Source organism: Vibrio sp. 10N.222.55.B11 (assembly GCF_041473705.1).
Classification (GTDB): Bacteria; Pseudomonadota; Gammaproteobacteria; order Enterobacterales; family Vibrionaceae; genus Vibrio; species Vibrio crassostreae_C.
Window position 1 is genome coordinate 413,345 of the sequence record NZ_JBFRST010000004.1, and the last position, 20,868, is coordinate 434,212.

A 20,868-nucleotide genomic window follows, 5' to 3' on the forward strand; every position below is an offset into this window, starting at 1 on the left:
CACAAACTAAAAAGCCCCAAAACACTTTTAACTCGAAAGAAAAAAGTTGTATCGGGGCTTTTTTTTCACAAATCCCTTATCTTAAAATTAAGGGATCTATAAATTAGTCATGCACTGAATTATTCAGCGTCTTGTTGCTCTTCTGCACGAGCTTTAGCGCGCGCTTCACGTGCTTGCTCAGCTTTAAGCTCTTTAGTGTGACGTAGTTCGTCACGCTCTTTACGTTGCTCTGATTTACGCTCGTTACGTTCAGCTTGGTTAGCGATGAAAGATGCTAGCTCTTTCTCTGCCCACTCTTGTGCTAGAGCTTCAGTTTCGAAACCAGACTCACGCTTAGATACTGTAGTGCTGCGAGACGTTACTTGACGAGTAATCTCTGCACACCAACCGTTGCGTTTTTCTGTAAGGCGGATATCAAATTTTTTGTTCTTAGACATGTTCTATTTTTTCCTAAGGGAGATCATTAAGGGATCGGTCAACTTTGATAACTCCATCTAAGTGAGCATCTTTTAACACCATCCCTTGGTAAGCGCGGTATTAGAGCACAAATCAATGAATATTGCTGCAAATATTTGCAGCGGATCACACTCCAATGCTGCAAATCGTTTGCGCCTAATTTCAATCGGTTCATAACTCTCGGTTCACCATCAACTTCTATCCTATTTTATCGATAACAATGAAATGAACTATGCTCAAACAGAGATAAATGAAAGAGATACCTGCTTGCTCAGGTTTATAGACTCTACTGTCTCACCTACTCCGCTCATAATTAAAATAGCTAAGGAGTTGCTATGGATAGCTTCATCAAAAATTTACCCAAAGTTGAGCTGCACTTACATATAGAAGGCACATTAGAGCCAGAGCTGATGTTCCAACTCGCCAAGCGTAATAACCTGTCGATTCCCTTTGAGACCCCAGACCAAGTTCGAGACGCGTACCAGTTCCACAATCTTCAATCCTTTCTCGATATCTATTACCAAGGTGCAAACGTACTGATTCATGAACAAGATTTCTACGACCTGACGTGGGCTTATCTGTTGAAGTGTCAGCAAGATAATGTGGTTCATACTGAGATCTTCTTCGACCCTCAGACTCACACTGAACGCGGCATTGACTTTGAAGTCATCGTTGGCGGGATTACTCGAGCTTTGAATCAAGTGGAGCAAGAGCTTGGTATCAGCAGCCAACTGATCATGTGCTTTCTGCGTCATCTCGATGAAGACAGCGCTTTTGAAACACTCAAACAAGCCCTTCCTTATAAAGATAAGATCATTGCCGTTGGGTTAGATTCATCAGAACAGGGCAATCCACCAGAGAAGTTTAAACATGTATTCCAAGAAGCGATCAACCAAGGCTTTCTGACTGTCGCGCACGCCGGAGAAGAAGGCCCAGCACAAAATATTAGCGACGCACTGAGCTTGCTAGGCATTACCCGAATTGATCATGGCGTTCGCTGTGTAGAAGATGAAGAGTTGATGGAACAGCTAATAGCAAAACGTACACCACTGACCGTCTGCCCGCTGTCGAATACCAAGCTCAAGGTGTTTGAGACCATGCAAGAGCACAACATCGTCGAGTTGCTGAGAAAAGGGCTGTGCGTCACCATCAATTCCGATGATCCGGCTTACTTCGGCGGCTATATGAATGATAACTTCCTCGCCGTCGCCAATGCTCACCCAGTGACCAAAAACGAATTAGCACAATTCAGTATTAATGCCATCGAAGCCAGTTTCATCTCGCCTCACGCCAAGGAAGATCTCATCACACAGGTACGTCAATATCTTGCTGCGAATACTTAATGAGTTATCAAGATCAAAAAGGGAAGCTCTGAGCTTCCCTATCTATATCAATAGATAACTAATTGGCTTAGCCCGGGTGACCATCCACTCTTGGCGTTAACAGCATCATCCCAAATTTCCAGATAAATAGACTGAACGCTAACGTCCATAAACCCGCGCTGATATTGACCATCTCAAATAAATACGCCGGGAAGAATGTCACACCTAAACTACGAACGAGTGCCGCGATAAATATAGCCGAGAACGCCAAAGCCATACTTGGCCCTTTATAGATAGCACGGCCAGTATGTCCCATTGTCACGCGCGTGATCATCGCCAGAATTAACCCACTCAAACCGCCAATCGCAAACAGGTGCAGCATGTTATGGCTCGCGAACGGGTTATCTAGCAAACCGCGTAACAGCAAGCTGAGAGGGATACATAGGTAAGCCGCATGCAGCGACCACACCAAGGGTTCTGATAGTGTTGTCCAAGGCTTCCAGCGGATAAAGCGCACCAACTGTGTCACGCCAGCAAACACCATTAGCTCATTACCTACTTGAGCAAAGGTGAGTGGGAAGAAGCTTAGAACAAACAGTCCTATCAAAGGCAGATTCGCAAGCCATTCCAACCACACCAATGGCTGCGCTTTCTCAAAGTCGAAACGACGAGCAGTAAAGAATGGAATCACTCGTCCGCCCATTACAGACAGCAACAACGTAAACCACCACAACATCGCTTGCCATACCGCTGACGATGGAAACGGAGGCATTCCCTTAATGGTCGCGTAGCTCGCAAAGTTCGCCACGATAGCCAATATAAACAGCGGCACAAAGAATAGATTCTTCCAGCCTTTCGATTTAACAACTCGGAAACCAATTTCGTAAGCGGCGAAGATTAAGAACAACGCCTCAACAGATGAGATCAGCCATAACGGTGCGGGGGTCCAAAACAGAATACGAGGTGCCAACCACAAACCAACCAGTCCAGCTAATCGATAGTGTTTGGTTCCATTGACGCCCGTCCACGTTTGCACCGCAGTTAACACAAAACCGACCACAATCGCCATGGCAAAGCCAAACAGCATTTCATGTACGTGCCACCAAAGCGCCGGTACTTTTAGCATTTCTGGCTGGCCGTTTTGGAACATGATGACCCAAGCTACAATCGCGATCACAGCATGGAGACTGCCTAAAAAGAAGAAAGGTCTAAAACCTAATCGAAGATATGCAGGAATCGCATCTTCTACACTTTTATCTGTGATATTTAACAAACTCGTTCCTCATTTCAGATAACAAGCCAAGAGTGGCTTCTGGGAATTGCTATTTCATAGTCAAATTCATGATGCAGTAATCATCACTGCAATATTTCCTAACGTAATGCATGAAACGCGCCAAAGATATAAAGCCAATAAAAACAAGCAACAAGGAGTCTTTAGGCTTCAAAAAAGTGTCAATAAAACACACCCCACAAAAGTCATTTAGACTCATGAGTGTGTAAAATAAAAAACTACTGACATTTGATGAAGCCAAACATATAGTAAGACTAGTCTCAAATACAAAAGAACAGACAGGGAACGCGATGTATATTTTTGGTTATGGTAGCTTGATCAACTCCTCTTCTCGTCAACTCACAGGTCAAACAGGACAAGCGATTCCTGCGATAGTGCATGGCCTAGTTCGTCACTGGAGTAAGATCGATGACAGCTATGTGTTGTCACCTTTGATCGTAAATCTCGGTGAGGGACAAGTGAATGGAGTTTTACTTGAAGTGGATGATATTGCGCTGACTGAGTTTGATCGCCGTGAGCGTGGTTATCACCGAATCGAATTAAAGGCCTCTCAGATAGAAAGCCAAAATGAGTTTAAACAGGATCAATCGATCTGGGTTTACATCAAAGACGAGATTCAAGCACCTTGCGAAAACAGCCCTATCGTTCAAACCTATGTCGATACGGTATTAGCAGGATGTTTAGAAGTGTCTGAAAGCTTTGCGGCGCACTTTGTTCAACACACACAAGGTTGGCATCACCCATTAGAAAATGATCGCCACCAGCCTAAATACGGCAACCTTGCTGGGGTTTCCGATCACCATCACAGTGTGATTGATGGCTTGATACTAACTGTACGCAGCTAGTTAATTTAGGTTGGTGAACACATTGACTCACCAACCTAAAGTGAGCTTAAACGACACGAATACCTGCTGGCATCGCACGTTCAGGTGTTAGCAATACACTTTCAGATTCATCTTCCGTTTCTGCACAAAGCAACATGCACTCAGAAGTGTGGCCTCTCATCTTCGCCTTCGCTAGATTGCACAAAACAACAACCTGCTTACCCATCAACTCTTCTTCTGTGTAGTAAGGGACTAGGCTGGTCACCGTTTGCAGTGTCTTGTCACCAACATCCACTTGCACTATGTAAAGCTTGTCGGCGTTTTCATGACGCACAACCTCAATGATCTTACCCACACGCATTTCTAACTTAGCAAAGTCACCATAAGAGACAGTATCCATTTCTCACTTCCTATATTGGTTTATTTTCACCCATTAAATCATTTACTAAAATCAAGTAAAATGTAAATGTTTACACTAGCATTAAGCCTAATAATTACAAGCGGTAAAGATCTCATTACTGGAAGTAAAATGAGAGTTTCGTTGCCTTACTATCATTGTCGGTGTTAAATAGATGAAGCAATGTATAGAGGTTAAAAATGGCAACAATTAAAGATGTAGCAAAGGAAGCTGGTGTTTCTGTTGCAACCGTATCTCGAGTGATCAACAAGTCTCCCAAGGCGAGTGCAAGCTCGGTAGAGTCTGTAACTAAAGCGATGTCTAAACTTGGCTATCGACCGAATGCCAATGCTCGAGCGCTGGTAAGCCAAAGCACGAACACTGTTGGTGTATTGGTCGGTGACATCTCCGATCCCTTTTTTGGCACGCTGGTTAAGGCTGTCGACAATGTCGCTCGTGAGAACGGAAAACATATCCTTGTCGGTAATGGCTCGCACGATCGTGAAGAAGAGAGACAAGCGATTGAATTGCTGATTAACAGCCGTTGTGACGCCCTGGTGATCCACTCTAAAGGCCTCACCGACGAAGAACTGATTGCCTATGCAAAAGAGGTCAAAGGCTTAGTACTGATCAACCGTTATATTGCTGAGATTGCCAACCACTGTATTTTCTTAGACAACAAAAAAGGTGCGTATCTTGCGACGGAATATCTGATCCGCCATGGCCATAAGAACATTGCCTGTATCGCCTCATCGCATAGCATTGAAGATGCCGATGAGCGTGTACAAGGTTACTTGTCAGCACTCTCGGATTACAAAATAGCGTTATCTGACAGCTATATTGAGTACTCAGCGCCGACCAGTGAAGGGGGTGAATACGCCATGACTAACCTATTAACCAAGTCTCTGCCGATCACAGGCATTGTGGCGTACAACGATTACATGGCAGCTGGTGCTTTGTCTGTCCTTGATGAAAACGGTATTCAAGCGCCAGACAAAATGTCGATCATCGGTTTCGATGATGGTTTGATTGCCCGCTATGTTCATCCAAAGCTCACCACTATTCGCTACCCGATTCAGATGATGGCAGAGAAAGCGACACGACTCGCGTTGCACTTAGCCAAAGGTGAAAACACCTCAACTGAACCAATGATGTTCTCTCCAACTCTGGTACGCCGTAATTCGGTAGAGAAAGTCTAGGTTCTGGTCGACTCATCAAGCAATAAACAAAAAAAAGCCCTAACAGAATCGCTTCTGTTAGGGCTTTCCTACCTTACTCAGATACTCAACAATCGCGCTTAATAAACCGCACTCTTGTTGAGCGCCACTTTTGCTCATCCCCCAAGAACAACGCGATAATTCACATCGTCCTATTCACAAACAAAAGATATTGACGTAACCGCTTTGAGCTAGAGCGTACTAGTTTGAAGAATCCCCCGAAAATTCAAACTGGTAACAGGTACTGTAGTTATATTCTTGTTCAGGCTTGAGAATACAACTGTCCTGCTTCCACTCTGGGTGGTTAGGAGAGTCAGGTAAGAACTGGGTTTCTAGCGCCAAACCAGCGTAGTCTTCATAGCTGCCACCACTTCGGTTTGGTGTGCCACCAAGCCAGTTTCCGGTGTATAGCTGCATCGCAGGTTTGGTTGAAAATACTTTTAGTGTGACGAGCGCATCCGGTGAGGTTACGGTCGCGGCGCATTGAGTGCGTTTGCAGCCATCAGCCAATAAGAAAGAGTGGTCGTAACCCTTTGCTGCTTTCTGCTGTTCATCGCCCAACAAACGCTCTGAGATCATCATAGGCTGATTGAAGTCAAAGCTGGTCGATTTCACTGATTTAAGGTTACCTAACGGAATACCCACCGAATTGGTCGGTAAGAACTGATTAGCATTGATACTGACAATGTGTGACAAACAGTCGTGTCCAGCTTCAGCGCCAAGTAGATTGAAGTACGCATGATTCGTTAGGTTGACTACAGTCGGCTTGTCTGTGGTTGCAGAGTAATTAATGGAAACTCGATTGTCTTCGGTGATGTCATAACGCACCGACACATTCAAATTCCCCGGAAATCCTTGGTCGCCATCAGCAGACTCAAGAGTAAACACCACTGACGTTTCGGTTTGCTCGGCAATATTCCAACGGCGTTTATCAAATCCGTTCGGGCCACCATGTAAGGTATTGCCCGCTTGGTTGGTTTCCAGCTTGTAATTCTGACCATCAATTTTGAAACGACCATTAGCAATGCGGTTAGCATAACGGCCAACGGTTGTGCCCATATAGCTGGCTTGTTTATCGAAGTTCTCCATTGAGTTAACACCCAACAACACTTCTCTTTTGTTTCCCTTTACTGGCAGGATACAGCTCAACCATGTTGCACCAATATCCATGAATGTCACTTGAATGCCATGCGTATTTGATAGCGTCACTAACTGAGCGGGTTGGCCATCATAGGCTGGAGTCTGCGCCATGGATTGATGCAGGTTTTGCTCTTGTGTCATTCTAAATTCCTTCTAGTGCCAGTAAAAAGCCTCTACCTGAAGTAAAGGCTTTAGCATTTGGCCTACCATGATCTTTTTACTTGGTAAGCTCTATATTAAATCTCGAAGCCGTTAGATTACTTCAACTAAGCCTGCTCCGTCTTTCGCTTGGCACACATAAATAGATTCTTTTAGCCCCGTCGCCGCTTGATATTTCTGTTCAACGGTTGTTTTGATTTCATCAACCAATGCAGGTGGAACCAATGCCACAATACAACCACCGAAACCACCGCCAGTCATACGCACGCCACCTTGTTCACCGATCACTTCTTTGACCATATCAACCAGCGCATCAATCTCTTTCACCGTGATTTCAAAATCATCACGCATTGATGCATGCGATTCAGCCATCAACTCACCCATGCGTTTCATATCATGAGTGCGCAGAGCTTGAGCCGCTTCAACAGTACGGTCATTTTCAGTAATCACGTGACGAGCACGTTTCGCGACCATTTCATCTAACTCAGACTCTTTCGCTTTGAACTGCTCAATGGTCACATCACGAAGTGCCGGAACACCAAAGATGCGCGCCGCTTCTTCACACTGTTCACGACGTGTGTTGTATTCGCTGTCGACTAAGCCGCGTTTCTTGTTTGAGTTGATGATAACCACAGCCATATCTTCTGGCATAGAAACTGCTTGAGTCTCTAGGCTACGACAATCCAATAGCATCGCGTGGTTTGCACGACCTTCTGCAGAGATCATTTGGTCCATGATGCCGCAGTTACAGCCCACAAATTCGTTTTCGGCCTGCTGACCATTTAGCGCCACTTCGGCTTGGCTGATCTCTAGGTTATAAAGCACCTTGAATGTTTGACCAATCACCACTTCCAGTGCCGCAGAAGAACTTAAACCTGCACCTTGAGGCACGTTGCCCGTTACAGAGATGTCTGCACCTGTAAATTCAAAGCCGCGACCTTTTAAGCACTTCACCACACCACGAATGTAGTTCGCCCACATCTTGTCTTGTTGGAATGTGATCTCTTGAGTTAAATCGAACTCATCGACTGCATTACCGTAGTCCACTGATACTACGCGAACAATGTTGTCGTCACGCTTAGCCGCGGCGACTACCGTTTGGTAGTTAATGGCACACGGTAGAACAAAACCATCGTTGTAGTCAGTGTGCTCGCCGATCAGGTTCACACGACCTGGTGCTTGGATAATATGAGTCGCTTGGTAACCAAGGACTTGCTCAAAAGATGCTTTCACGTTTTGGATTAGGTCAGACATAAGTAAACTCTCTGGTTAAACTCTTTGTTCAATTGGTTATGGCCCCTTCACGGCACCACTTTAATTCTTTTAGATTCCCTATCTCATTCGTCTCTCACGGTAGGGAATGACAACATCAGCCTTTCACCTGCCGTCATTCCAGAATCGAGGGACGAGATATCAGGAATCTCGCTTGTTATCTACGAAGCAACGTATTACTGCTCTTTATAGTGAACGTCACTCAAATCACGAAGACGCTGCGCCGCTTGTTCTGCGGTTAAATCACGCTGAGACTCAGCCAACATTTCGTAGCCGACCATGAATTTACGAACCGAAGCACTGCGCAACAGTGGCGGGTAGAACAACGCATGTAGCTGCCAATGGTCGATGTCAGTACCTTCTTCGAAGAACGGCGCATAGTGCCAGCCCATTGAGTAAGGGAATGAGCATTGGAATAAGTTGTCGTAACGACTGGTCAGCTTCTTAATCGCAAGCGCTAAATCATCACGCTGCTCGTCAGTCAGTTCGCTCATACGGCGAATGTGCGTTTTTGGTAGCAACATGGTTTCAAATGGCCACGCCGCCCAGTAAGGCACCACCGCAATCCAATGTTCAGTTTCAACCACAGTGCGAGAGCCGTCTTTCATTTCAGCTTCAACGTAATCCACTAAAAGATTCGAACCTTGTTGTTCGAAGTACTCTTTTAACAATTTCTCTTTGCGTTCAATCTCGTTGGGCAAAAAGCTGTTTGCCCATATCTGACCGTGCGGATGAGGCTGAGAACAGCCCATGGTCTCGCCTTTGTTTTCAAACGCTTGAACCCATAGGTAGTCTTTACCTAGCTCTTCAATCTGTTCATTCCATGTGTCGATAACACCGCGAATCTTGTTTACTGGTAACTCTGGCAGCGTTTTGCTGTGGTCCGGAGAAAAACAGATCACGCGGCTCAACCCGCGAACACCTTGAGTCTTGAATAGAGGGTTATCAGACTCTGGAGCGTCAGGCGAATCGGGCATCAAGGCCGCGAAGTCATTACTGAATACATAAGTGCCGTCGTAATCTGGGTTTTCGTCGCCCGAGATACGCGTATTGGTTGGGCACAAGAAACACTCTTTCTCATACGCAGGAAGCTGCGCAGTCGATGGTTTTTCATCTTGGCCACTCCAAGGACGTTTTGCTCGGTGCGGTGATACTAAGATCCACTGACCCGTTAATGGGTTATAACGACGATGCGGGTGGTCTACTGGGTTAAATTCAACTTTTGACATGTTTAGATTGCTCTCAAATTTTGTGTCTTGGTCAATTCACCAAGATGAATAATTCTTCTACAAGGAGATTCCCTATCACGCTCGTGCCTCGCTGTAGGGAATGACGTGTAATCTCGTTGTGCTATTTGTGCAAAGGCCACCACTTCATAGCCTTATGCTCATCCGTCATTCCAGAATAAAGGCACGAGATATCTGGAATCTCTATTTTTTCAATAGCTTAAAAGTTCTTTAGTAACCTTGTGGGTTATTCGACTGCCAATTCCATGTATCCGCAGTCATCTCCATCACGCTACGCGTCGCCTTCCAGCCAAGCTCGCGCTCTGCTTTTTCAGTACTTGCCCAACATTCGGCAATGTCACCTGCGCGGCGTGGGCAAAGTTCATAAGGAACCGGTTTGCCCGATACTTGTGCGAAGGCTTCAACCATCTCGAGTACACTTGAGCCTTTGCCCGTACCTAGGTTGTAAATGTGTAAGCCCGCTTTCTCGCCCACGGCTTTTAATGCTGCTACGTGGCCATCAGCCAAATCCATTACGTGGATGTAGTCTCTAACACCAGTTCCATCCGGTGTTGGGTAATCGTTTCCAAAGATAGAAAGCTTCTCTCTACGGCCTACAGCAACCTGTGCGATGAACGGCATTAGGTTGTTTGGAATGCCTTGTGGGTCTTCTCCCATGGTGCCTGATGGGTGTGCACCAACAGGGTTAAAGTAGCGCAGTAAAGTCACGCTCCAGTCGTTTTCAGCGTTGAACAGATCGCTCAAGCACTCTTCCACCATATATTTGCTGCGACCATAAGGGTTAGTTGTCGCGCCAGTTGGTGAAGTTTCAGTAATCGGCACTACTTCTGGATCGCCGTAAACGGTAGCCGAAGAACTAAATACGATGCTTTTCACGCCCGCTTTCTTCATGCTTCGAGCTAACACTAGTGAACCATTAACGTTGTTATCGTAGTACTCCAAAGGCTTAGCCACCGACTCCCCTACCGCTTTCAGGCCAGCAAAGTGAATCACCGCTTGGATATCGTTTTCTGAAAACACGCCATCTAGAAAAGATTGGTCACGAATGTCGCCAAGATAAAACGTTGGTCGCTTGCCAGTTAACGATTCGATTCGTTTCAGCACTAGCTCTTTGCTGTTGCAAAGGTTATCAACAATGATCGGCTCCATACCTGCCTGTATCATTTGAATGCATGTATGACTTCCGATGTAACCCATGCCGCCCGTAACCAGTACTTTCACAATCAACCTCTCTTTGTCGTCATTCGTGGGCTAACTCGAACTGATATTCAGCTCAGTAACACCGTATGTCAGAAATAGTAGCAGCCATTTTGACTATAATTCTGTGATCAAAACCACGAAGTGTAAACGTTTACACTAAGTTTCATCATTGGAACTGATCATGACATAGAGAGAACGCATAGCTGTTAACCTCTAATTCATTGAATTTTAATAAGATAATTATAAATAGTTAGATTTGAGACATCACAGATGAGTTGAGCATTTATTTTACTAAAAGTTAATGCAATGACGTCCAGTTTGATTACAATAGGTCTGTAGAATAAAGAGGTGCATTGCTTTTTTACTAAATACCAATTTCAAAGCAGCGCAATGTTCCAATAACAGGAAGTGAGTATGGCAACGTTAAAAGATATCGCGACTGAAGCGAATGTATCATTGGCTACAGTTTCAAGGGTTCTCAATGAAGATCCAACATTAAGCGTCAAGGAAGAGACCAAAAGGCGTATCTTTGAAATTGCAGAGAAGTTGGAATACAAAACCAGCAGCTCACGAAAAACCGTTAGCAGTAAAAAACAAAACCATCACTTTCTAGCACTGTATAACTACAAGCAAGAAGCAGAGGTTAACGACCCTTACTACCTATCGATTCGCCACGGGATTGAAACCCAATGTGAAAAGATGGAAGTTAAGCTAACCAACTGTTATGAAAGTAAAATACAAATTAATTCAGCGCCAATCACAGGTGTTTTGCTGGTGGGAAGAATGACACCAGAGGTTATCGAGCAAGCTAAGAAGCTGAGCGATAATATCTGTTATGTCGATTTTACCGATCACTCAGAACCTTATGACTCTGTCGATATCGACCTGGCTTTGATCAGCAAAGAGATCACCAACTTCTTTATCAACCAAGGCTATGAGCGCATCGGCTTTATTGGTGGCCAAGACGACGTCAACACCCCTGATATTCGTGAAGTCGCCTTTGCTGAATATGGTGGCCTCAAAAATGTTGTCAGTGAGCAAGACATCTACCGTGGTGACTTCTCTAGCTCATCAGGTTACAAGCTTGCAAAACAGATGCTCGCGACGGGCGACTACCCTAAAGCCATGTTTATTGCGTCAGATTCCATCGCAATTGGCGTTTTACGAGCAGTTCATGAGCACGGATTAAACATTCCTGAAGATATTGCGCTGATCAGTGTAAACGACATCCCAACAGCTAAATTTACCTTCCCATCTTTATCAACTGTTCGTATTCACTCTGAATTGATGGGAATTCAAGGCGTTAATCTGCTGATTGAGAAAGTACGCGACGGCCGAACCATCCCACTACGTGTCTATGTACCAAGCAAACTCAAGCTGCGCGATACAACAAAATAATTAAATATATCAAGTAGATAAATAAAGGCTACCTTTGTTGAAGGTGGCCTTTTTTGTGCCCGTCACATACATCAATCTCCACGTATCCCCCTCTTTAATCTGCTACATAAATCAGCCAATAGCATTCTTTTAAGTGGATCACACAGCACCGTAAAAAGACCATAAAAAACGTGATGAAGTTAAAGTAAAACGTTTTCACCATTTTCATTTAGTAAAACTTTTACTAATAATTACCTCAATCCAAAAATACTCGTATTCACTACGACCCAATTACGCATAAGAACGTCGGTCAGCAAACTGCATTCAGACCGAGAGAGAGGCAACGTGAACAACTGGGAAAACTTCCTGAACTTACATGAGAACCGTATGGCACCACGTGCTTACTTCTTCTCATACGCATCAGAAAAAACCGCTAAAACATTTCAACGTGAACTAAGCAGCCACTTCCAACTACTAAGTGGCCAATGGAATTTCAGCTATTTCACCAATCCACTATTAGTTCCTGAAGAGTTCTACTCTCAAGAAATGAAAGACTGGGGCCACATTACGGTTCCAAACATGTGGCAAATGGAAGGCCACGGCGATCTTCAATACACAGATGAAGGTTTCCCATTCCCAATTGATGTGCCTTTCGTACCATCAGACAACCCAACCGGCGCATACCAACGCTCTTTCTTCCTAGGCGAAAGCTGGGACGAGAAACAAACCATCATCAAATTTGATGGCGTTGAAACTTACTTCGAAGTTTACGTAAACGGCGAGTACGTGGGCTTCAGCAAAGGCAGCCGCCTAACCGCTGAGTTCGATATCTCTAGCCAGGTAAAAGCAGGCAACAACCTACTTTCTATTCGCGTGATGCAATGGGCCGACTCAACCTACATTGAAGACCAAGACATGTGGTGGACGGGCGGTATCTTCCGTGATGTTTACCTAGTAGGTAAAGAACAACTGCACGTTCAAGACGTTACCGTTCGCACTGACTTCGACGACGCTTACCAAAGCGCTACCCTGTCGTGCAAAGTGGAGCTAGAAAACCTAGCAGCAGCAACAAACGCAACCCTTGAGTACGCATTGCTTGATGGCGGCCAAGTTATCTCACAAGGCTCAGTAGATAGCTTAGCCGTCCCTAATCATAAGACTGGTGGCAATGTAGATACTCAATTCTCTATTGATGTGGTTAACCCAGTTCAATGGAACGCTGAAAACCCTTACCTGTACCAACTGCTACTGACGCTGAAAGACGCTGACGGCAAGGTGCTGGAAGTGATTCCACAACGCGTTGGTTTCCGCGATATTAAAGTGCGTGATGGTCTGTTCTACATCAACAACAAGTACGTGATGCTGCACGGTGTAAACCGCCACGACAACGACCACCTGAAAGGTCGCGCTGTTGGCATGGATCGCGTAGAGAAAGACTTGGTACTGATGAAGCAACACAACATCAACTCAGTACGTACAGCGCACTATCCGAACGACCCACGCTTCTACGAACTGTGTGACATCTACGGTCTATTCGTGATGGGCGAAACCGATGTTGAAACACACGGTTTTGCTAACGTTGGCGACCTAAGCCGCATCACTAACGATGCTGCATGGGAAGCGGTGTTTGTTGAGCGTATCGAACGTCATATCCACGCTCAAAAGAACCACCCTTCTATCATCATGTGGTCGCTAGGTAACGAATCTGGCTACGGCTGCAACATCCGTTCTATGTACGATGCAGCAAAAGCAATTGATGACACGCGTCTGGTCCACTACGAAGAAGACCGTGATGCTGAAGTAGTAGACATCATTTCAACCATGTACTCACGTGCTCAACTGATGAATGCCTTCGGTGAATTCCCACACGAAAAACCACGCATCATCTGCGAATACGCACACGCGATGGGTAACGGCCCGGGCGGTTTAACCGAATACCAAAACGTATTCTACAAGCACGATGCCATTCAAGGTCACTACGTTTGGGAATGGTGTGATCACGGCATTCTAGCGCGTGATGAAGCAGGTACAGAGTTCTACAAGTACGGTGGTGACTACGGTGACTACCCGAACAACTACAACTTCTGCATGGACGGTTTGATCTACCCAGACCAAACACCAGGCCCAGGCTTGAAAGAGTACAAACAAGTGATTGCCCCAGTGAAGCTTCGCGATTTCGATGCACAAACGGGCACCTTCACTGTCGATAACAAACTTTGGTTCTCAAACATCGATGACTACACCATCACTGCGGAAATCCGCGCTGAAGGTGAAACCATTGCTGTACAACATATTAAGGTTGAAGAGCTGGCTGAAAACTCTAGCCGCGAACTGACACTTAACTTGCCAGAGCTTGATGAGCGTGAAGTGTTTGTGAACTTTACTGTTCGCAAAGATTCTCGTACTTCATACAGCGAAGCGAACCACGATATCGCGGTTTACCAGTTCCAAGTGAAAGAGAACACTGCACAGCTTGACGCCTTCACCAACAACAATGCAACGGCACTGAATGTTGAAGAGTCTCGCCTCGCTTATGTAATCAAAGGCCACAACTTCGCTCTGAATTTCTCGAAAGTGAATGGCAAGCTGACGTCATGGTTAGTGAATGGCGAAGAACTGATTAAGTCGGAGCCTAAGCTGAACTTCTTCAAGCCAATGATCGATAACCATAAACAAGAGCACGATGGTTACTGGGAGCCTGCACACTTGCAAATTATGCAGGAGCACTTCCGTAGCATTGACCTTGAATGCGTTAACGTTGAACAGGTAAATGGCAAGGTAGAGATCACCACCACCAGCATCATTGCTCCACCAGTATTCGATTTCGGCATGCGTTGTGAATATCGCTACCAAGTTAATGCTGAAGGCCAATTGAACGTTGAGCTAAGCGGCGAACGTTACGGTGAGTACCCTCATGTAATTCCTGTGATTGGTTTTGATATGGGCATCAACAGCGACTTCGACCAAGTCCAATATTACGGACGCGGCCCTGAAGAGAACTACCAAGACAGCAAGCAAGCCAACATGATTGATGTGTACCAATCAACCGTTGCAGACATGTTCGAGAACTACCCGTTCCCACAGAACAACGGCAACCGCCAACACGTTCGTTGGGCTGCGCTTTCAAGCCGCGCGGGTAATGGTATTGCAGTAAAACCACAGCAAGAAATCAACTTCAGCGCATGGTTCTACACCAACCAAAACCTGCACCAAGCACAACACACCATTGAGCTAGAGAAAAGCGGTTACATCACGTTAAACCTAGATCACCAAGTGATGGGCTTAGGCTCTAACTCTTGGGGCAGCGAAGTGCTCGATTCTTACCGCGTTTACATGGACGAGTTCCGCTACGGTTTAACTCTGATTCCATTCCAAGCAGGCGATTGCGATGCGCAGCACCTAATCAATCACAACTTTGGCGATGAGTTTTTTACGGTGAATGCACCAAAAGCTCAACCACAACTGAACGAGGCATAAGCGATGATCGTTTTAGAGAACTTAGAACAATTTAAAGTCGTCTACCGCGATGGTCGTAAATGGCAACGGTGTGTAGAAGCGATTGAAAACATCGGAAACATCAAAGATGGCGTGATGTATTCAATTGGTGATTCACTGGCTTACATGATTGAAGACGGTGTGGCTCGTAACACAGAAAACTTCACCGGTAATCGTCGTTACTTCGACGTGCACTACTACCTAGAAGGCCGTGAAACGGTTGAATTCGCAGCGAAATCAGAGCTAGAGCAGATCCAAGCTTATAGCGATGAAACCGACCGCGAACACCTAATGGGGAACGGTGAAACTCGTGAGCTAGCTGAAGGCCAAGTGGCGATCTTTGACAACAATCAGGCTTACCGTTTCCACGGTGATAACCGAGTTCGAAAAGTGGTACTGAAAGTGACCATTGAAGACGGTTACTTCCTCAATAAATAAACAATAATGCTATCTATTCACAGTATGTATCGAGCCTTGCCGTTCAAGGCTCGATACATACTAAACAAAGCCTCAATGCTTCCTCCCTACAAGGAAGCATTGAGAAATAACGACTATAATTACGTGATTCCTCGGAGGACACTATGTCTGAATCTGTACGCGGTAAGTTAGGCAAATTTGCCCTACTCTCCATGACATTTGCAGCGGTATTTAACGTTCGCAACATTGTAAACAACAACATCGAATTGGGATTGAGTTCAGCCCCTATCTTTTTGCTCGCGACCCTTATTTACTTCATTCCGTTCGTGTTCATCATTGCTGAATTCGTATCAGCAAATAAAAATTCTGAGTCAGGCATGTATGACTGGCTAAAAAAACCACTAGGCTCAAAAGCAGCCTACCTAGGTTCCTTCCTATACTGGTTCGTAAACCTTTTCTGGTTTGTATCCCTGCTACCAAACGTAATCGCCTATGCGTCTTACGCGATGTTGGGCTATGAATACGCCTTCTCGCCAGTCGTCACATCGGCTATCTCGATTGCTCTGTTTGCTGCAGCAACTCACATCTCAACCAAAGGCGCGAGCTGGCTAGGTAAGATTGCCGAGATCGTGGCCTACGGTGTATTCGCTCTGTTTGCAATCTACGTTATCGGTGCACTAATGGCACTGGGCGGCAACCATGAGCCAGTAGAACCAATCACGCTTGAAGCAATGACACCGACCATCAACTGGGCAACGCTAGGTATCATGTGTTGGATCTTCCAAGCAGCCGGTGGTGCAGAAACCGCAGCCGCTTACCTAAACGATGTTAAGGGCGGTCACAAGTCTTTCATCAAGGTTATCATTGGTGCAGGTATCGCAATCGGCGCAATGTACGCAGTGGGCTCTCTTCTAGTAAACGTATTCGTTGCTCGTGATGAACTGACCTACGCTGGCGGCATGGTTGAAATCTTCACAGGTATGGCGAACTACTTCGACATTTCACAATCTCTAACGGGTCGCTTCGTCGGTATTATCCTATTCGTTGCTATGTTCGGTTCGATGATGATGTGGACAGCAGCTCCAGTAAAAATTCACTTCTCTGAAATCCCTAAAGGTGTTTACGGCGAGAAGACAACAGAGCTTAACGAACACGGCGTGCCAGTACGTGCAGCTTGGTGGCAGTTCGCGTTTGTATTCGTGATGCTTGTGGTGAACGGCTTCGGCTCTGAATCTGTACAAGACATGATGAATACAGCAATCAATCTAACAGCAGGTACCGCAATGCTACCGCCAATCTTCATCATGGTGGCCTACTTTGTATTCCGCTTGAAGCATGACGATACACCACGTGACTTCCGCATGGGTACTCGAGTTCAAGGTATGTCTGTTGTGTCAGTACTTATCGGTATCTTTGTTGTAAGTATGACGGCATCAGCATTCCCGACGGGTGTAGACCTAATGCAAGCGTTCTTCGTCAACGTATTTATGACCGCTGTATTCTCTGGTATCGCATGGTGGTGGATCTCTCGCTTTGAAAAGAAGCAAGCAGGTAAAGAAGCAAAGCTAGAAACGGCTAAGCAGTCGTAATCCAGAATCTATACATCTAGTTAAAAGCGCCTTAATTGGCGCTTTTTTTGTTTTAAATCAGATAATTAAAATAAAAACGGCGTTCCGTCAAGGTTTCAGTTCACGAAAAACACCAATTAATAGGTAATAAAACTCAAATAAAAACCAAGGTAAAACATTAACTAAATTTATTTACTCAAGGTCACATATTTGATCAATTTCGATTAACTTCCCGCCGCTTAATCTTTAATCTTCTTGCTGAAGAGACAAACTGATTCATATAAAGAAAGCGACAAAAAAGCCCCTACACGCCTTATAAATCGTCGCTCATGAAACAAGCAATCTCTTCAATGAACTTCTTAATCTTTAACTCTTTGTTTTGGTAATAAGTTTACTAAAATACCAAAGAAAAAATCCCAAAGAAGTCCGATCGTAAATCTATAAAAACAACAATGAGCCAACCCTGACAAAACAAAGCGGGTGTTTGCCAAACCAACATAACAATAAAAGTGCGGCCTAGAGCCTCCCTCTCTAGGACCAAGTTATAACGATCATCAACGTGATTCACCGGAGAACATCATGTCCGAAAATAAACGCAGTACGATAGGCAAATTTGCCCTACTGTCTATGACCTTCGCGGCGGTATACAGCTTCAATAACATCATTAATAACAACATCGAGATCGGCCTTTCCTCGGCTCCGATGTTCTTTCTAGCAACCATCTTTTACTTTGTGCCATTTTGTTTGATCGTTGCAGAGTTTGTGTCACTGAATAAAGACTCTGAAGCGGGTGTTTACTCTTGGGTTAAAAGCTCTCTAGGCGGCCGCTGGGCGTTTATTTCAGCTTACACCTACTGGTTTGTTAACCTGTTCTTCTTCACCTCTCTGCTCCCTAGAATCATCGCTTACGCGTCGTATGCGTTCTTAGGTTTTGAGTACATATTCACGCCAATGACCACCGCAATTCTAAGTACTATTTTGTTTGCGGTCGCGACTCATATCTCGAATAACGGTGCGAAATTACTGGGCCCTATCACCTCACTAACATCATCACTGATGCTGCTGCTAACGATGTCTTACATCTTGCTATCTGGCGGTGCTTTGGTAGGCGGTATCGAGCCAGCTGACCCAATCACCATTGAAGCCATGACACCAAGCTTCAACTGGGCATTCCTTGGCGTAATCACTTGGATCTTCATGGCGGCAGGCGGTGCAGAATCGGTCGCGGTTTACGTTAACGACATCAAAGGCGGTCACAAGTCTTTCGTTAAAGTCATCATCATTGCCGGTATCTTCATCGGTGCGCTTTACTCGGTAGGATCTGTGTTAGCAAACGTGTTTGTTTCGCGTGAAGAGCTTAAATTCACAGGCGGCTCAGTTCAGGTATTTGAAGGGCTAGCAAGACACTTTGGCCTGTCTGAAATTTTGATGAATCGCTTTGTGGGCGTGGTTTCATTCACGGCGATGCTGGGCTCTCTACTGATGTGGACAGCAACACCGGTTAAGATTTTCTTCTCTGAAATCCCTAAAGGTATCTTCGGTGAGAAAACGGTCGCTCTAAACAAACAAGGCGTTCCAGAGCGTGCGGCTTGGATTCAGTTCTTGATTGTGATTCCACTGATGTTCATTCCGACACTGGCGTCCGATACGGTTCAAGATCTGATGAGTACCATTATCAACATGACAGCTGCAGCATCGATGTTGCCACCGCTATTCATCATGATCGCGTACCTTAATTTACGTTTGAAGTTGGATCACTTACCTCGTGATTTCAGAATGGGCTCACGTATGACAGGCATTACCGTGGTCTCGATTCTGATCGGCATTTTCACTGTTGGCTTCTTTGCGTCAACCTTCCCAACAGGTGCTGACATCATGACCATCATCTTCTACAACGTGGGCGGGATTGTTATCTTCCTTGGCTACGCGTGGTGGAAGTACGGAAAATATGAAAAAAGCTTATCTCCAGAAGAGAAAAAACTAGAAGCAAAACCTGAACCGGCGAACGCTTAGTTTACCCTGCACTCTGACTTAAACTTCAGGCACTCACATTTGGTGAGTGCCTTTTTATTTGTCGGTACATTTCCACTAACCATCTCGATTAAATCAAAGCCATTCAAGAATCAAAACATTCGAACCAACAATCTAACCACCCATCAAACAATTCACTTCCCGAATACTTACAACCCTAGCCATACCTCTGCAAATTCAACTGAAAGTCAAAATAAAAACAAAGTAAATATTTACTAAAAATAGATCACACTTTTAAACTTAATTAATTTTAAACATCAAAATTATCATTAATATTGGTTTTGCGATCGTAAGTAACCTGACCAATACGCCTTGAAGAGCACCCCACATTAGAAGTCAGAACTACTTGCGAACCTTCATTTATAACCCCGACACAGAAGTGATTAAAATGAAAAGTAGTTTTACTAAAAACACTCTTATTACAAGCTGTATTCTTGCTGCCTTAAGTACCACTGCCCACGCGGAAGAGTCCGCAGCAAACCACAGTGATACTCAGCCTCCTCAGACAGAAACTGAAACCCTATTTAACTTTTATGGTGAGCTTGGCCTTGGTGGTCACGTGGCACTCGAAGGTGATGATAAAGGCCGCTACGCAGACGGTACTTACATTGAAGCTGGCTTGGCTATCGAGCACGGTAATTGGTTTGGTCTTGCTTATATGGAGGGCTGGACAGTACAAGCCGATGACGAAGGCAATGCTTGGGCAACGGGCCACGGCTGGGGCGGTTTTGAAGGTGGTTTCAACCGCTTTTACGCTGGCTACCGCACAGATCACAAAACAGAATTCATGATTGGTCGTATGGACTCTTCATTAGATGACGTTCAATGGTGGGGTGACCCTACGGTTGAATACGGCTACGCGATCTCAAACACGCGAGACGTGCACCTTGGTGTGAAGATTCAAAACCTAGAAGGCAAGCTTCGCTACAGCGTTTCTTTCGCGCCAGAGTCTGACTTCTCGGAAGACGATGCTCTTGTTCACTTCGGTAAATACGACAGCTTCGCAGACCAATGGAAAGATAAGAACGCCATGGTCAATGGTTACCTTCAATACGATCTGACCGACGACTTAACCCTAATGGGTGGTGGTGAAGTTCGTAACAACGATGGTGGTGAACTATTGCTATTGGGTGCTGAGTACAAAAACTTCGCCACTCGTGTTTGGCACGATACAGATAAAGGCAACCAAGAGTCTTTCGGTAGCGAGTCTGGTATTCAAACCAGTGCATGGTACGAAGCGGCACAAGGCGTTTACCTATCTGCAGCCTACAACTACGCAAACTTTGACGGTGACAATGGCGACAAAGAAATCACCTCTTACATCAATGCTGGCGTTTGGTATGAATACGGCAACGGCGCGTTTGCGACTGCTTTCGATAGCCGCTTTGGCGTAGGCAGCGACACTGAAATCGGCGACGCTCAGGTGTTCGCAATGCAATACTTCTACTGGTAATA

Annotated in this window: 16 protein-coding genes; 9 read left to right on the plus strand and 7 right to left on the minus strand. The window is 45.3% G+C overall.

The features are described 5' to 3' along the window. Positions 1-119 precede the first annotated feature (119 nt). Positions 120-437 (minus strand): DUF3622 domain-containing protein, encoded by a 318-nt coding sequence (locus AB4503_RS03055; RefSeq protein WP_017069509.1) that lies wholly within the window; start codon positions 435-437, stop codon positions 120-122. A gap of 354 nt (positions 438-791) precedes the next feature. Here AB4503_RS03055 and AB4503_RS03060 point away from each other — a divergent pair, with 354 nt between their 5' ends. After that, positions 792-1,799, plus strand: a complete 1,008-nt coding sequence (locus AB4503_RS03060; RefSeq protein WP_372113583.1) for an adenosine deaminase — start codon at positions 792-794, stop codon at positions 1,797-1,799. A 67-nt stretch (positions 1,800-1,866) separates the two neighbouring features. Here AB4503_RS03060 and AB4503_RS03065 read toward each other — a convergent pair whose 3' ends face one another. After that, positions 1,867-3,051: an NnrS family protein gene (locus tag AB4503_RS03065; protein ID WP_372113584.1), complete on the minus strand. Its 1,185-nt coding sequence runs from the start codon at positions 3,049-3,051 to the stop codon at positions 1,867-1,869. 308 nt (positions 3,052-3,359) lie between these two features. On the opposite strand from AB4503_RS03065, the gene AB4503_RS03070 reads away from it, so the two are divergent. Beyond that, positions 3,360-3,914: a gamma-glutamylcyclotransferase family protein gene (locus AB4503_RS03070; RefSeq protein WP_004734419.1), complete on the plus strand. Its 555-nt coding sequence runs from the start codon at positions 3,360-3,362 to the stop codon at positions 3,912-3,914. A gap of 46 nt (positions 3,915-3,960) precedes the next feature. On the opposite strand, the gene AB4503_RS03075 is transcribed toward AB4503_RS03070, so the two are convergent. Further along, a complete protein-coding gene (locus AB4503_RS03075) occupies positions 3,961-4,293 on the minus strand; it encodes a tRNA-binding protein (RefSeq protein WP_017060796.1) in 333 nt (110 codons plus the stop codon). Positions 4,294-4,490: 197 nt separating this feature from the next. On the opposite strand from AB4503_RS03075, the gene AB4503_RS03080 reads away from it, so the two are divergent. Next, positions 4,491-5,489, plus strand: coding sequence for a substrate-binding domain-containing protein (locus tag AB4503_RS03080; RefSeq protein ID WP_372099648.1), 999 nt, complete (start codon positions 4,491-4,493; stop codon positions 5,487-5,489). A gap of 219 nt (positions 5,490-5,708) precedes the next feature. Here the strand turns inward: AB4503_RS03080 and galM are convergent, their stop codons facing one another. The 4 genes from galM to galE form a co-directional block, all read right to left on the minus strand. Beyond that, positions 5,709-6,788: a galactose-1-epimerase gene (galM, locus tag AB4503_RS03085; RefSeq protein ID WP_372113587.1), complete on the minus strand. Its 1,080-nt coding sequence runs from the start codon at positions 6,786-6,788 to the stop codon at positions 5,709-5,711. Positions 6,789-6,899: 111 nt separating this feature from the next. Further along, positions 6,900-8,060 (minus strand): galactokinase, encoded by a 1,161-nt coding sequence (gene galK, locus AB4503_RS03090; protein ID WP_017060799.1) that lies wholly within the window; start codon positions 8,058-8,060, stop codon positions 6,900-6,902. A 194-nt stretch (positions 8,061-8,254) separates the two neighbouring features. Further along, the gene (locus AB4503_RS03095; RefSeq protein ID WP_052878877.1) at positions 8,255-9,307 is read right to left on the minus strand and encodes a UDP-glucose--hexose-1-phosphate uridylyltransferase; all 1,053 of its coding nucleotides are present in this window, start codon (positions 9,305-9,307) and stop codon (positions 8,255-8,257) included. Between the two features lie 228 nt (positions 9,308-9,535). Next, the gene (gene galE / locus AB4503_RS03100; protein ID WP_372113588.1) at positions 9,536-10,546 is read right to left on the minus strand and encodes a UDP-glucose 4-epimerase GalE; all 1,011 of its coding nucleotides are present in this window, start codon (positions 10,544-10,546) and stop codon (positions 9,536-9,538) included. A gap of 393 nt (positions 10,547-10,939) precedes the next feature. Between galE and ebgR the strand changes: the two genes are divergently transcribed. The 6 genes from ebgR to ygjJ all read left to right on the plus strand — a co-directional run bounded on the left by ebgR (position 10,940) and on the right by ygjJ (position 20,866). After that, complete coding sequence (gene ebgR, locus AB4503_RS03105) at positions 10,940-11,923, plus strand: transcriptional regulator EbgR (RefSeq protein WP_017069515.1); 984 nt, start codon at positions 10,940-10,942, stop codon at positions 11,921-11,923. Between the two features lie 324 nt (positions 11,924-12,247). Beyond that, positions 12,248-15,379, plus strand: coding sequence for a beta-galactosidase subunit alpha (gene ebgA / locus AB4503_RS03110; RefSeq protein WP_372113590.1), 3,132 nt, complete (start codon positions 12,248-12,250; stop codon positions 15,377-15,379). Between the two features lie 3 nt (positions 15,380-15,382). Further along, positions 15,383-15,835, plus strand: a complete 453-nt coding sequence (locus tag AB4503_RS03115) for a beta-galactosidase subunit beta (RefSeq protein ID WP_017066026.1) — start codon at positions 15,383-15,385, stop codon at positions 15,833-15,835. Between the two features lie 143 nt (positions 15,836-15,978). After that, positions 15,979-17,403, plus strand: a complete 1,425-nt coding sequence (locus tag AB4503_RS03120; protein WP_372113591.1) for an amino acid permease — start codon at positions 15,979-15,981, stop codon at positions 17,401-17,403. A 558-nt stretch (positions 17,404-17,961) separates the two neighbouring features. Beyond that, positions 17,962-19,395, plus strand: coding sequence for an amino acid permease (locus AB4503_RS03125; RefSeq protein ID WP_017069519.1), 1,434 nt, complete (start codon positions 17,962-17,964; stop codon positions 19,393-19,395). Between the two features lie 406 nt (positions 19,396-19,801). Continuing rightward, entirely contained in the window at positions 19,802-20,866 is a 1,065-nt protein-coding gene (ygjJ, locus tag AB4503_RS03130) for a protein YgjJ (RefSeq protein ID WP_372113592.1), read from the plus strand. Positions 20,867-20,868 lie beyond the last annotated feature (2 nt).